Annotated in this window: 8 protein-coding genes and 1 pseudogene; 4 read left to right on the top strand and 5 right to left on the bottom strand. The window is 73.2% G+C overall.

The genetic code is table 11. The features are described 5' to 3' along the window. Nucleotides 1-16 precede the first annotated feature (16 nt). On the bottom strand, nt 17-409 hold the full coding sequence (locus tag KBY19_RS14525) for a GntR family transcriptional regulator (protein WP_307842596.1): 393 nt from the start codon (nt 407-409) through the stop codon (nt 17-19). 94 nt (nt 410-503) lie between these two features. On the opposite strand from KBY19_RS14525, the gene KBY19_RS14520 reads away from it, so the two are divergent. Then, nucleotides 504-1,436, top strand: a complete 933-nt coding sequence (locus KBY19_RS14520; RefSeq protein ID WP_099879195.1) for a GNAT family N-acetyltransferase — start codon at nt 504-506, stop codon at nt 1,434-1,436. Nucleotides 1,437-1,475: 39 nt separating this feature from the next. Here KBY19_RS14520 and KBY19_RS14515 read toward each other — a convergent pair whose 3' ends face one another. After that, entirely contained in the window at nt 1,476-2,672 is a 1,197-nt protein-coding gene (locus KBY19_RS14515) for a MarP family serine protease (RefSeq protein WP_099886364.1), read from the bottom strand. Nucleotides 2,673-3,088: 416 nt separating this feature from the next. On the opposite strand from KBY19_RS14515, the gene KBY19_RS14510 reads away from it, so the two are divergent. Both KBY19_RS14510 and KBY19_RS14505 read left to right on the top strand, forming a co-directional pair. Further along, a complete protein-coding gene (locus KBY19_RS14510) occupies nt 3,089-4,093 on the top strand; it encodes a lytic polysaccharide monooxygenase (protein ID WP_210965914.1) in 1,005 nt (334 codons plus the stop codon). Between the two features lie 93 nt (nt 4,094-4,186). Next, nucleotides 4,187-4,834: a pyridoxamine 5'-phosphate oxidase family protein gene (locus tag KBY19_RS14505; RefSeq protein WP_099879199.1), complete on the top strand. Its 648-nt coding sequence runs from the start codon at nt 4,187-4,189 to the stop codon at nt 4,832-4,834. A 22-nt stretch (nt 4,835-4,856) separates the two neighbouring features. Here the strand turns inward: KBY19_RS14505 and KBY19_RS14500 are convergent, their stop codons facing one another. Next, nucleotides 4,857-5,762, bottom strand: a complete 906-nt coding sequence (locus KBY19_RS14500; protein ID WP_180289584.1) for a triacylglycerol lipase — start codon at nt 5,760-5,762, stop codon at nt 4,857-4,859. A 353-nt stretch (nt 5,763-6,115) separates the two neighbouring features. Here KBY19_RS14500 and KBY19_RS14495 point away from each other — a divergent pair. Next, a pseudogene (locus KBY19_RS14495) lies at nt 6,116-8,330 on the top strand (heavy metal translocating P-type ATPase); the annotation flags it as partial. A gap of 222 nt (nt 8,331-8,552) precedes the next feature. Here KBY19_RS14495 and KBY19_RS14490 read toward each other — a convergent pair. Both KBY19_RS14490 and KBY19_RS14485 read right to left on the bottom strand, forming a co-directional pair. Continuing rightward, the gene (locus tag KBY19_RS14490; RefSeq protein ID WP_180289585.1) at nt 8,553-9,557 is read right to left on the bottom strand and encodes a helix-hairpin-helix domain-containing protein; all 1,005 of its coding nucleotides are present in this window, start codon (nt 9,555-9,557) and stop codon (nt 8,553-8,555) included. Then, nucleotides 9,554-13,033, bottom strand: a complete 3,480-nt coding sequence (locus tag KBY19_RS14485; RefSeq protein WP_210965913.1) for a DNA polymerase III subunit alpha — start codon at nt 13,031-13,033, stop codon at nt 9,554-9,556. The genes KBY19_RS14490 and KBY19_RS14485 overlap by 4 nt, the downstream gene beginning before the upstream one ends. Nucleotides 13,034-13,779: the final 746 nt, after the last annotated feature.

Here is a 13,779-nt window from a genome sequence, read left to right as displayed (position 1 = left end):
CCCGGCCCGGGAGGCGCTACGCGCCGTACTGCGCGCGTAGCGCCTCCCGGGCGGCGGCCAGCGCCGCGTCCTGGTCGGCGCCGAGCCGCCGGGCACGGGCCGCGAAGTTCTGGGCGGCCTCGGCCAGTTCACGCTCGGTGACACCGCCCGTCGCGGCGACGAAGGTCCCGTTGCGGCCCCGGGTCTCGATGACGCCGTCGGCCTCCAGCGCGCGGTACGCCTTGGCGACCGTGTTCGCCGCCAGCCCCAGCTCCTCCGCCAGGCCCCGCACGGTCGGGAGTTTGTAGCCCGTGGGCAGCTCGCCGCCACGGGCCAGCGCGGCGATACGCGCCCGCACCTGCTCGTAGGGCGCCTCCGGCGCCTCGGCGTCGAGGGTGATGCGCAGGGCGTTCGATGGGTTCCGCGGCACGAATCCTCCGAAGAGCGAGGGGTTACGGGCCGATTCTCCCCCACCACGGGGAAACGGGAGGCGGCACGCCGGGTCACGGCATAGCCTCCGGGGCATGACGCTCACGGTCCGCGCCTTCCGCACCGACGATCCGCGGGACGCCGAGTCCGTCGCCGGGGTCCGCCGCGCGACGATTCCCTATCTCGTCTGCACCGCGGGGACCCTCTGCTGGGAGGTGGCGCACGCGTCCGCCGGCCAACGGCTGCGCCGGCTGGTCGCGGAGCGGCCGGACGGCACGGTCGCGGGCTGCGCCGACACGGGACTGGTCGCCGGGGGCACCGAGCCGCCGCAGGGCTTTCTGCACACGGCCGTGGTGCCGGGCGCGGCCGGCCGGGGCGTGGGATCGGCGCTGGTGGCCGCTGGTGAGGCGTATCTGGCGGCACTCGGGGTGCGGCGGGTGCACAGCTGGGTGGCCGACGAGGGGCGCGCCGCACGCTTCGCCGCGCGTCACGGCTACACCCGCTCCCGGCGAGCCCGCTTCCTCGGACTCGATCTGCGCCGCGCCGCCCTGCCCGAGCTGCCCGATCCGCTGCCCAGGGGCGTCACCCTGCGCAGGGTCGCCGAGTTCGGCGACGCGCTGCGGCCGCTGCACGAGGCGGACACCGAGTGCGCCGCCGACGAGCCGGGCGACCTGTGGGTGGGCCGCACCCCGTACGAGGTGTGGCTGCGGCACAACTGGCGACGGCCCGACTGGGACGCCGAACTGAGCAGCGTGGCCCTGGTGGACGGGCAGGTCGCGGCGTACAGCGTGGCGCAGACCGACGGGGTGGACCGCTACTGGTCGGGGATGACGGGCACCCGGCGCGCCTTCCGCGGCCGGGGGCTGGCCCGGCTGGCCAAACTGGCCGCCCTGCGCCGGGCCCGCGCCGCGGGATACGCCCACGCCTTCACCGGCAACGACGCGGCCAACGCGCCCATGCTGGCCGTCAACCAGCGCCTGGGCTACACGGAGGTCGCCACGGAGTGGCGCTGCGTCAAACCGCTGTGAGGGGCCGCAAACCGTCGGGCGGGCGGCGGCTGCCCGGTCTCACAGGGCCGAGCGGTCCCCGGTGTCGACCGCTGTGGTGGAGTCCGCGGCCTGCCGCGCGGCATCCCGCACCTGGTCGGCGGTGAGCGCGTAGCCGGTTCCGGCGTCCGTGGTGGAGCGGGCGAAGACGACCCCGTACACCCGCCCGCCGGGCGTCAACAGGGGGCCGCCGGAGTTGCCCGGCCGCACCTGGGAACGTATCGCGTAGATGTCGCGGGTGGTCAGCGCGCCCCCGTAGATGTCCTGGCCGCGCGCCGGGGTGCGGGCGGCCACGGCTGCCGCCCGCAGGTCGAGGCCGCCGTTCTCCGGGTAACCGGCGACCACGGCCTGGTCGCCGCGGGTGGCGTCGCCGGCGAAGCGGAGCGCGGGCGCGTCGAGGTCCGGCACATTGAGGACGGCGATGTCCTTCTCGGCGTCGAAGAGGACGACCTGCGCCTCGTACGGCCGCCCGACGCCGCCGACGCGGACGGTCGGCGCCTCGACCCCGGCGACGACGTGCGCGTTGGTCATCACATGGCCGCGGGCGTAGACGAAGCCGCTGCCCTCCTGCCCCTGCCGGCCGCCGTCCACGTCGGCGACGCCCTCGACCTTGACGGTGCTGCGCTGGGCAGCGGCCGTCGCCGCCCTGGTGACGGCGTCGCCGGACGGCTGGGGCACCGAGGCGCCGGGCTCCTGCTCGAACGGGTTGAAGACCGGTGGGAAGCCCGCCGTGGTCAGCGCGCCCGTGGCCCGGTTGAACCAGGTCGCCGCGCTGCTGGGCATCCGCTCGTGCACGCCCTCCAACAGGGAGGAGCCCCTTATGGCCTGGTTGAGCGCCGGCGAGGGGGAGGCGGCAAGCGCGCTGCCCGCCACCCAGCCGACGACGAGCACGGCGACGACGTTGACGAGGGCGCCGCCCACTCCGTCCACCCAGCGGGCGGGGGTGCGGCTGAGCGCGTGGCGTATCCGCCAGGCGAACTGCGAGGCCAGCGCGTGCCCGGCGAGCGCGGGCGCCAGCACGGTCAGCAGGGCCAGGACGGTGGCGGTGGTCGTCCCCCGCTCGGAGAGGTCGAGGACGAAGGGCAGCAGCCAGACGCCGAGGATCGCGCCCCCGACGAAACCGGCCAGCGAGATGAGCCCCGCGACCAGTCCCCTGCGGAATCCCGAGCCGGCGTAGGCGAGCGCTGCGAAGATCAGGAGCAGATCCAGCAGATTCACGGCCACTCCCTCCCTTCGTGCTCATCGCCGCCGCGTCCGTCGCCTTCTCCGCTGCGCGCGGCCACGGCCAGGCGGGGCGTTCAGGGAGGAAAACGCACAACTCCAGCTCGCGGTTCCCCCTGTGCGGGATCGCACCCGCACCGTCGCTACGACCCGCGCTGCCGGAAGGCCCGGCGGGGCGGGGTTCCGGCCCGCCGTGTCTGTTCGGGTGCTTAGAGGCGCCTTAAGCGAGTCCTAAAGATCGCCGGAGAAGGCGGTGACGCGCGTCTTTCGGCCCTCGGCGTGGCTAACGTGCTGGTCGCCGGGGCGGGTTCGCCGGTGGGCCGCGGGGAGGCGGTGCCGCCCGCTCCCGTCCCGGACCCCCCACCTGCCACGTGCGCGTGGCACCACGTCCCCGTGACAAGGAGCCGATTCATATGACCGTTCGCCTGCCGGCCGCAGGACGCCAGGCCGCAGGATTCGTCGCACTGGGCGTCGTCCCGCTCGCGCTCACCCTGGCGACGGCCGCCCCCGCCGCCGCGCACGGTTCCATGGAGGACCCCGTCAGCCGGGTCTCCACCTGTTTCGCCGAGGGACCCGAGAGCCCGAAGTCGGCGGCGTGCAAGGCCGCGGTCGCCGCCAGTGGGACGCAGGCGTTCTACGACTGGAACGAGGTCAACATTCCCGACGCGGCGGGCAAGCACCGGCAGATCATCCCGGACGGGAAGCTGTGCAGCGCGGGCCGCGACAAGTACAAGGGGCTGGACCTGCCCCGCGCCGACTGGCCGGCCACGGCGATGAAGCCGGGCGAGCACACCTTCGAGTACAAGGCCACGGCACCGCACAAGGGCACCTTCGAGCTGTACATCACCAAGGACGGCTACGACCCGGCCAAGCCGCTCAAGTGGTCCGACCTGGAGTCCGAGCCGTTCGCCAAGGCGACCGACCCGACGCTGAGGGACGGCAGCTACGTCATCGACGGCACCGTGCCGAAGAAGTCGGGGCGCCATCTGATCTACAGCATCTGGCAGCGCTCGGACAGCCCGGAGGCGTTCTACACCTGCTCGGACGTGACCTTCGGCGGCAAGGGCAGCCCGGCGGCCGCGAGCGAGCCCAAGACCCCCGACGAGAAGCAGATCGAGGCGGGCATGGACAAGTCGACCGTGGACCACGGCGGCCACGGCGGCGACCAGCACGGCGCGGGGAACCACGCGGGCCACGGCACCACGACGCACGACGCCGCCGAGGGAGACGACCCGGCCACGAGCTCGGAGCCCAACGCGCCCGAGCCCAACGGCGGGGCCGAGAAGGCGGACCTCGCCGAGACCGGCGGCGACGACAGCACGGCCCCGCTCGCCATCGGCGGCGCCGCCGTCCTCGCGGCCGGTGCCGGGGTGCTCTTCGCCACCGCCCGCCGCCGGGCCGCCAGGTCCCGCGGCTGACGGGTGCAGGGCCGGCGCCGTTCTCCCCGTCGCGACGGGGAGAACGGCGCCGTACGCTCGTTGCCGGCACAGCGACCGAGGGGCGGAGCGTTCATGACGGGACAGCGGACGACAGAAGCGATGGTGGAGGTCACCAGCGAGGAGGAGCTGCGCGCCCTGATCGGGGAGCCGGTCTCCCACGCGGTGACCAAGACCCGCACCGCACTGCACCAGCTGGACCGGGACTGGCTGGCGCACTCACCGTTCTGCCTCGTCGCCACCTCGGCGGCCGACGGAAGCTGCGACGTCTCCCCCAAGGGTGATCCGCCCGGGTTCACCAAGGTGCTGGACGAGCGCACGATCGCGCTTCCCGACCGGCCGGGCAACAAGCGCATCGACGGGCTGCGCAACATCCTGTCCAACCCGCATGTCGGCCTCATCTTCTTCCTGCCTGGCCGCGGCGACACCCTCCGGATCAACGGGCGGGCCCGGATCGTGCGGGAGGCGCCGTTCCTCGACGAGATGGTGGCGCGGCGCAACCGCCCGAAGCTGGCGCTGGTGGTGGAGATCGACGAGGTCTTCCACCACTGCTCCAAGGCGTTCTTGCGCTCGGGCACCTGGCAGCCGGAGACCTGGCAGCCGGACGCGCTGCCGAACCGCGCCCGGCTGGCCAAGGCCCTCGACCGGCCCGGGGACTCCCTGGAGTTCCTGGAGGAGTACTACGGACCGAAGTACGGCGAGAAGATCTACACCGAGGGCTGAGACCCCGGCGGCCGGCCCTGCCTCAGGACAGGCAGGTGGTGGGGGTGGCGTGGGCCGGATCGAGCGCGTTCGCCGTCTCGTGCCACGCCATCCGGTCGGCGAGCGCGACGGCCAGGTGCTCGGAGATGTTGAGCGGGCACAGGTCCTGGAGCGTCACGTTCTTCACGTTCGGGCCGTCGAGGAACTGCGTCTTGTAGGGCGTGACGACCTGGTCGTACCTGGTGGCGATCACGGTGTACTCGACGCCGGGCACCGTGTCGCCGCCCGCGTTGAGTTTCTCGAGGAAGTCCGAGCCCTCCTTCTGCTGGAGCAGCGCCGGGCCTATCTCGTCGACCACGTCGCCGATGGGCGGGAACTGGTCGGCGAGCCGCGCCAGACCACTGAGCGTGGTGCCGTGGTTGCTGGGGGCGATGCCGATGAGCGCGTTCACCTTGGGGGCGCCGCCCAGGAACTTGAGGTACTGGCGGGGCATCATGCCGCCCTGCGAGTGGCCGACGATGTCGACCTTCCCGGTGCCGGTGGCGGCGAGCACCTTGTCGACGTAGGCGGCCAGCTGCTTCGCGGAGTCCTCGATCGGGCCCAGGCCGTGGAAGAAGGGCTTGCCCGGCAGCTGCCCGTAGTCCAGGGAGAAGACGCAGTAGCCGCGTTCGACCAGGTAGGGGGCGAGCCCCAGCCAGTTGTCCACGGAATTGCCGAAGGTGCCGTGGACCAGGACGACGGGGCGGGGGTGCGCGGCCGAGGGCTTGCAGGAGTAGTCGTTCCAGCCACCGGTCGTCCGGCTGGTCGCCGCCGTGTCCGGGGAGGCGGCGTCGGCGGGAGCGGTGACGGTGGCGGCGGGCAGTGCCACCACCGCGACCGCCATGGCCGCGGTCGTGGCCGCTGATCTGCGTAGGCGTCGCGGTGCCAGCGCTGACGGCTTCAGCTTCATGTCCGGCTCCTCGTGGGGTGAGGGATGGGGGGAGCGGAGCTGTTGAATCGCCGTCAACTTACGCGCGAGTAAGGTCGCTGACCAGTGGTCGCGCACAACAAATTCCAGGACCTCCAGGCGGTCGACCCATCGCCGGAAGCCTTGCATCAGATACCCCGAGGGGGTATACATGACCTCGGCGCTACCGATACCCCTGGCGGGTATGACACAGTAGTGCGGAGACACTTGTGACCCGGAACTCCACCGGGCACCGCCGAGGAGAGACGATGACCGCGACGCACGAGAGCACCGAGAGCACGACGGACACCGCACGCCCGGCCCCCGGCACCGAGGTCGAGCTGGCGATCGGCGGCATGACCTGCGCCTCCTGCGCCGCCCGCGTCGAGAAGAAGCTCAACCGGATGGCCGGTGTCACAGCCAGCGTCAATTACGCGACGGAGAAGGCCAAGGTCAACATGGACGAGGGCGTCCAGGTCGCCGACCTGATCGCCACCGTCGAGGCCACCGGCTACACGGCCACCCCGCCCGAGCCCCGGCGCACCGGACCGGAGCCGGGAGAAGGCGGGCCGGGCGCCACCGACGACAGCGACAGGGGCGACGAGCTGCGCACCCTGCGTGAGCGGCTGATCGGCTCCGTGATCCTCGCGGTGCCGGTCATCGCGATGGCGATGATCCCAGCCCTTCAGTTCGAGTACTGGCAGTGGCTGTCCCTCACCCTCGCCGCGCCCGTCGTGGTCTGGGGCGCCTGGCCCTTCCACCGCGCCGCGTGGACGAACGCACGGCACGGCGCGGCCACCATGGACACCCTCATCTCGCTCGGCACCTCGGCCGCGATGCTCTGGTCCCTGTGGGCGCTGTTCTTCGGCACCGCGGGCATGCCCGGGATGACGCACCCCTTCGAGCTGTCGATCGAGCGGAGCGACGGCGCGGGGAACATCTATCTGGAGGCCGCCGCCGGCGTCACCGCCTTCATCCTCGCCGGGCGGTACTTCGAGGCCCGCTCCAAGCGGAAGGCGGGCGCGGCGCTCAGGGCTGGAGCTGGGTGCCAAGGAGGTGACCGTCCTGCGGGACGGGCGCGAGGTGCTGATCCGCACCGAGGAGCTGGCCGTCGGTGACCGCTTCGTCGTCCGCCCCGGCGAGAAGATCGCGACGGACGGCACCGTGGTCGAGGGCAGCTCCGCCGTGGACGCCTCGATGCTCACCGGCGAGTCCGTGCCCGTCGAGGTCGCCGCCGGCGACAGCGTCACCGGCGCCACGCTCAACGCGGGCGGCCGGCTGGTGGTCGAGGCGACCCGGGTCGGCTCCGACACCCAGCTGGCGCGGATGGCCAAGCTGGTCGAGGACGCACAGAACGGCAAGGCGGCAGCGCAGCGGCTCGCGGACCGCATCTCGGCCGTCTTCGTCCCGGTGGTGCTCGTCCTCGCGCTGGCCACCCTCGGTTTCTGGCTCGTCAGCGGCGCCGGAATGACGGCGGCCTTCACCGCCGCCGTCGCCGTCCTGATCATCGCCTGCCCCTGCGCCCTGGGCCTGGCCACCCCGACCGCGCTGATGGTCGGCACCGGACGCGGCGCCCAGCTCGGCATCCTGATCAAGGGCCCGGAGGTGCTGGAGACCACCCGCAGGGCCGACACCGTCGTCCTGGACAAGACCGGCACCGTGACCACCGGCGAGATGACACTGCTGGCCACGCATGTGGCGGAGGGGACCACCCAGCAGGAGGCCCTGCGGCTGGCGGGCGCCCTGGAGAACGCCTCCGAGCACCCCATCGCGCAGGCCGTGGCCAAGGGAGCCGAGCGGGAGTACGGCACACTGCCCGTCCCCGAGGACTTCGCCAACGTCCCCGGGCTCGGCGTCCAGGGCGTCGTCGAGGGCCACGCGGTGCTGGTCGGGCGCGAGAAGCTGCTCATGGACTGGGCGCTGGAGCTGCCCGAACCGCTGGCAGCCGCCAAGGAGGAGGCCGAGCGGGCCGGACGTACGGCCATCGCGGTCGCCTGGGACGGTGCGGCCCGCGCCGTCCTCGAGGTCGCCGACGCGGTCAAGCCCAGCAGCGCCGAGGCCATCCGGCGGCTGCGCGGGCTGGGCCTGACGCCGATGCTGCTCACCGGCGACAACCGTGCCGTCGCCGAGTCGGTGGCCGCCGAGGTCGGCATCCCCGCCCAGGACGTGATCGCCGAGGTGCTGCCCGAGGAGAAGGTCGGCGTGGTCAAGCGGCTGCAGGACGAGGGTCGTTCGGTCGCCATGGTCGGTGACGGTGTCAACGACGCGGCCGCGCTCGCCCAGGCCGATCTGGGCCTGGCGATGGGCACCGGCACCGATGCGGCCATCGAGGCCGGCGACCTCACCCTGGTACGGGGGGATCTGCGGTCGGCCGCCGACGCGATCCGGCTCTCCCGCCGGACCCTGGGCACCATCAGGAGCAACCTCTTCTGGGCCTTCGCCTACAACGTCGCCGCGCTGCCGCTCGCCGCGGCGGGCCTGCTCAACCCGATGATCGCGGGTGCGGCCATGGCGTTCTCCTCGGTGTTCGTCGTCGGCAACAGCCTGCGGCTGCGGCGGTTCCGCGCCGCGGACGCAATTACTCCGCGGCGCGGGGGCTGCGCTTGCCCACCCTGCTCCCCCAGCCTCCGGCCGGGAGGTGCCCCTGGGGGTGCCCCCTGCTCGAAGAGCTTGGGGGAGCAGACTGCCCAAGCTTCGCAGCGCAGTTCCCCGCGCCCCGTCAGGGGCGCGGGGAACTGCGCGACAAGCCACGACGCGCCCGCAGCCCGCGGACGACGGGCAGGGGCACCCCCCTCAGGCGGCCCTCGGCGGGTCCGAGCCGGCCGGGCGGGCCGCGTAAGCACCGAAGCGGCGGCGGGCGCGATCGGCGGCCGCCTCGGCGCGGCGGGCCTTCTCCTCCCTCCCGTCGATCGAGAGCTGCCGCGCGGCCAGCTCGGCAGCGGTCAACTCCTCCGCACGCAGGGCGACCCCCCGTACCCGGGCCCGCTGGAGGGCCAGCGCGTCATGCAACGCGTAGGCCGCGGCGGCCAACGCGGGAGTGTGCGCCGTGGGTTCGGCCAGCGCCCGGGTACGGGTGGTGGCCGAACGGTCGGCGTAGCGGACGGTGAGCGTCAAGGCCCGCGTCACCTGCGCCTCGGCACGCAGCCGGAACCCCAGCTCGTCGGCGAGGGTGAGCAGTACGCCGCGGCGCCGTGCGGCATCCAGTTCGTCCCGCTCGAAGCGGTGCTCCGCGCTCGCCGAGCGCGGCGGTGCCGTCGGAGTGACGGGGGTGGGGTCGATGCCCCGGGCCCGCTCGTGCAGCCGTCGGCCCGCCGCGGCGCCGAGGATGCGCTGGAGGGTGGCGGGCGGTGCGGCGGCGAGCCGGCCGACGCTGTCGAGTCCGTACGCGCACAGCGTCCGCGCTGTCGCCGGGCCGACCCCGTGCAGCGCGGCCACCGGTCTGCGGTCGAGGAAGTCGGCGGCCTCCTCGGGGCGTATCTCGCGTACCTGTCCCGGCTCCCCCGCCTGCGCCGCCATCCGGGCGAGCAGCGGACTGGCGGCGACGCCGACGGTGCAGTCGGCGCCGTACAGGGCGAGGGCGCGCAGCCTCACGAGCCGCGCCAGTTCGGCGGCGTCCCGCCCGAAGTACCGCAGCGCGCCCCGGACATCGGCGAGCGCCGCGTCCGGCGGGAGAGCCTGGACGAGGGGGGTGATGTCGGTGAGCAGGGCGAGGAGGGCGTCGTAGCGTTCGGACGCGCCGAAGTGCACATAGAGCACATGCGGTTCACCCGGTGCGTGGTGCTCCGGTCCGCCGTTCATCCCGCGCTCCCCATGCTGGAGTGCCACATCTTGCGGAGCGCCTTGGCGGAGCTCGCCGTCTCACCGGCGGGGCGGAGGTCGGCCCACGGGTGCATCTCGTAGCCGGGGGCGACCTCGATGGTGCGGCCGGGTCCGGGATCTCCCCCGCCCTCCGCCGGCTCCTCCCCCAGCCGCGCGGTGACCGCCTCCAGACCACCCTCGCGGCGCAGTTCGACCAGTTCGGCCAGATCCCAGGCGGCGGAGCCGACGACGGTGAGGCTGCGCGGGCCGCGCCGCTGGACGACGCCGCGCACCAGCAGCAGCCAGGAGTGGAAGACGGTGTGGGCGCAGGCCGCGTGCGAGTCCTCGAAGAAGGCGAGGTCGGACAGGCCGGTGCCGTCGTCCAGGGTGGTGAAGACGACCCGCTTGCCCGAGGCGAGCGGCGGGGTCTGGGTGGCGGCCTTGGCACCCGCGATCAGCACCGTCTCACCGTGCCGGGCCGAGCGCAGGGAGCGGGCCGAGTGCGCGCCCAGCTCCCGCAGGAAGGCGACATGGTCGGCCATCAGGTGGCGGGAGGTGTCCATGCCGAGGACCTCGAGTTCGGCACTCAGGCGTTCGCCGCTGTCCAGGTCGGGCAGCTGGGCGGGGTCGGCCTGCTGCGGGGCCCCGCCCGGCGAACCGGGGCTCTCCCCCAGCGCCAGCTGCCCCTCGCGCGCCCCGGCCGCGCGCTGGGCACGGTGCAGTTCGGCGATGTGCAGCAGCAGATCACGGCGGTTGCCGCCGGGCGCGAAGGCGTCCAGCGCGCCGACCTGGGCGAGGCGTTCGGCCACGGGCCGGGAGGGGCGGGCCCGGCGCCAGAAGTCGCTGAGCGAGTCGTAGGGCTGCCCGGCCTCGATCCGGGCGGCGTCGGCCTCGCTGATGCCCTGCACCTCGGCGAGCGCGAGGCGCAGCCCCCACATCCCGGAATCGGACTCCAGTTCGATCCGATAAGCGACCGCGGACCGGTTCACATCCAGCGGCAGCACCGGCACCCCGCGCCGCCGCGCGTCCGCCAGCAGCAGCCGCTTGGGATACATACCCGGATCGTGCTCCAGCAGCCCGGCATAGAAAGCAGCAGGCCGATGCGCCTTCAGCCACGCCGACTGGTAGGTCGGCACGGCGAACGCCACCGCGTGCGCCTTGCAGAACCCGTACGAACCGAAGGACTCCACGATCTCCCAGGCGTGTGCGACCACCTCCGGCGCGAACCCCTGCCGCGCGGCCGCCCGTTCGAACCACAGCTTCGCGCCCGGCCGCTGCTCGTCGTCCTTGAGCACCCGCCGCACCTCGTCGGCCCGGCCCCGGTCGCAGCCGGTCAGCCGGGAGAGAATCCGGATCACCTGCTCATGGAAGATCGCCACCCCGTACGTCTCGGCCAACGGCTCCTCCAGCGCCGGGTGCGGATGACGGATACGGCGCCGCCCGTGCCGGGCCTCGATGAAGGGGTGGACCATGTCGGCACCGACCGGACCGGGCCGGAAGAGGGAGATGTCGACCACCAGATCATGGAAGGTCTCCGGCTGGAGCCGCCCGATCAGCTCGCGCTGGCCCGGCGACTCGATCTGGAAACAGCCCAGCGTCTCGGACGCGCGGATCAGCTCATAGGTGGCCCGGTCGCCCTCCGGAACGGCATCCAGCTCGATCCGCTCCCCCGTCGCCCGCTCCACCTCGGCGACCGCGTGCGCCATCGCCGACTGGAGCCGTACGCCCAGCACATCCAGCTTGAGCAGCCCGAGGTCCTCCACGTCGTCCTTGTCGAACTGCGCCATCGCGAAGCCCTCACCGCTGGTGGGTACGACGGGCGTACGGGTCCGCAGCGACGAGTCCGAGAGCAGCACCCCGCACGGGTGCATGGCCACCCCGCGCGGCAGCCCGTCCAGCGCCTCGACCAGCTCCCAGAACCGCTCCCCGTGCTCCGCCGGCGCCCCCTCCTGCCGCAGCTTCTCCAACTCCGGCAACTCGGCCAGCGCTGCGCGCGCGTCCCGCGCCCTGATGTGCGGGAACGCCTTGGCGAGCCGGTCGGTCTCGGCCGGGTCCAGCGCCAGGGCAGCACCCACATCGCGAATGGCGTGCCGTACCCGATAGGTCTCGGGCATGGCGACGGTGGCCACCCGCTCCTCGCCGAAGCGTTCGAAAATGGCGCGGTAGACCTCCAGCCGGCGGGCCGACTCCACGTCGATGTCGATATCCGGCAGCTCGGTCCGGCGCGGCGAGAGGAACCGCTCCATCAGCAGCCCGTGCTCGACCGGATCGGCATGTGCGATATCCAGCAGATGATTGACGAAGGACCCGGCGCCCGACCCCCGCGCGGTGACCCGGATCCCCCTCTCCCGCACGTCCTCGACGATCCGCGCCACGGTCAGGAAATACGAGGAGTAACCGAGTCCCTCGATGACGGCCAGCTCGTCGTCCAGCCGCCGCCAGCGCCGCGACTCCTTGTCGTAGCGCTTGGTGACCATCGCGGTGGCGCAGCGCGAGCGCAGGGCGCGCACCGCCGTACGGTCGCCGGTCCCGGCCAGCCGGGACTCGGGAAAGTGCACCCGTCCCAGCCCCAGGTCCTCCTCCGGATCGACCCGGCAGGCCCACGCGGTCTCCTCGGTGAGGGCGAGCAGACGGTGTGCGGTGTTGTGCCGGTATCCGGCGGCCTCGGCGATCCGCTCCGCCGCCTCCGCCATCTCCCCCGGCCCCTTCAGCCAGCGCTCACCGCTGTCGAGACCCTTGCGCGGGTCGACGGGGACGAGGCGGCGGGCGGCATCCAGTACATCGGCGACGTTCACCTCGTCGCCGGGTGCGGCCGGATCGGCGTAGCGCACGGCGTTGGTCAGCACCGGCTTGACCCCTTCCTCTGCCGCCAGCCCCAGCGCCCTGGCCGCCTCCCGCAGCGGCCCGGAGGCGGTGACGGCGAGCCGGAGCGCGTCACCGTAGATCTCCCGCCACCCGGCGAGGAGGGCCGCGGCACGGTCGGGGCGCCCCGCGGCAAGGGCCCGGCCGACATCGGAGTCGGCGCCCAGCAACACGGTCACGGCTTCACCGCGCAGCGCCGCCCAGGGAAGGAGGGGCTTGCCATGGGTGCCCTGCACATCGGCGTGCGCCGCGGTGATCATCCGGCACAGCTCCGCCCAGCCATGGGCGCCGTCCCGGGCGAGGAAGACGGCTCTCTGGGCCGATTCATCGACAAAGCTCCCGCCTCTGACCGGTGTGCGACGTCGCCCTCCGGCCCGCGCGCCACTCCGCTCCGCCGACTGTTCGACCGCGAGCTCGACCCCGTACACCGGGCGCACTCCGTTGCGGGCACACGCCTTCGTGAAACGGACGGCACCCGCGAGGGTGTCCCGGTCGGTGAGGGAGACCGCCGCCAGGCCTCGCGCGGCGGCGCGCTCGGCGAGGGTTTCGGGGTGGGAGGCGCCGTATCTCATGGAGAAGCCCGAGGCCACGTGCAGATGTGTGAAGTCTGGCATCGCCCTTACCGCCACCTCACCTTCTGCTTCGGTCCCCCCTCTCCATGCTGAGCCACCACAATAAACCAGCCCTCGAAACTTTATTCGAATACTGCCCCCACCAGAGTGCCCCCTCACGGGGCACCCCCCTGACCCCCTCCACCTGTCGCCGCCCCTGCGTTGTGGGGGCACGCCCTCGCTCCGCGGGGTGCGCCGCCGCTTGTGGGGGCACGCCCTCGCTCCGCGGGGTGCGCCGCCCCTGCGTTGTGGGGGCACGCCCCCTTGCGTTTTCGGCTGCCGCCGAGGGGTCGTGTCGGGGGGCTCCGCCCCCCAACGCCCCCCGCCAGGTGGGCTTCGCCCCCCTAGAACCCCCCTGCCGCAACCAGGCAAGCCATCGACATACATGGAATCCGCTTGCCTGTTGCTGCCCCCAATCCGGCCGGTGACGACCCTGCGGGTCGAGTGTTGGTGCCACTCCGCCCGCACCGGCGTTACCGGCAACACCGGGCGGGAGGGAGCCGCAATTGCGTTGCCGGTGTCTCCTTCGCGGGAGGAGTCGCACCAGCGACGCTCCCGCAGGGTCGCCACCGGCGGGTCCATGGACCTCAAGTCGATGGGGGACTTCACGTACGTCAGTGGAGTGGAAAGGTGCGGCAGGGGGGTCCTAGGGGGGCGGAGCCCACCTAGCGGGGGGTGTAGGGGGGCGGAGCCCGCCCTACGCCTGTCCGGCGAGGACCGGGGGTTTGGGGGCAGAGCCCCCAACACCA

Origin of the sequence: Streptomyces sp. B15 (assembly GCF_018070605.1) — a bacterium.
Classification (GTDB): Bacteria; Actinomycetota; Actinomycetes; order Streptomycetales; family Streptomycetaceae; genus Streptomyces; species Streptomyces smyrnaeus.
This window is presented reverse-complemented; position numbering and strand designations above follow the sequence as displayed.

What these genes read in the sequence shown, in the direction of transcription:
- KBY19_RS14520 (WP_099879195.1), top strand. Translation starts at nt 504, where the DNA reads ATGACGCTCACGGTCCGCGCCTTCCGCACCGACGATCCGCGGGACGCC.
- KBY19_RS14510 (WP_210965914.1), top strand. Translation starts at nt 3,089, where the DNA reads ATGACCGTTCGCCTGCCGGCCGCAGGACGCCAGGCCGCAGGATTCGTC.
- KBY19_RS14485 (WP_210965913.1), bottom strand. Translation starts at nt 13,033, where the DNA reads ATGCCAGACTTCACACATCTGCACGTGGCCTCGGGCTTCTCCATGAGA.
- KBY19_RS14505 (WP_099879199.1), top strand. Translation starts at nt 4,187, where the DNA reads ATGACGGGACAGCGGACGACAGAAGCGATGGTGGAGGTCACCAGCGAG.
- KBY19_RS14500 (WP_180289584.1), bottom strand. Translation starts at nt 5,762, where the DNA reads ATGAAGCTGAAGCCGTCAGCGCTGGCACCGCGACGCCTACGCAGATCA.
- KBY19_RS14490 (WP_180289585.1), bottom strand. Translation starts at nt 9,557, where the DNA reads ATGAACGGCGGACCGGAGCACCACGCACCGGGTGAACCGCATGTGCTC.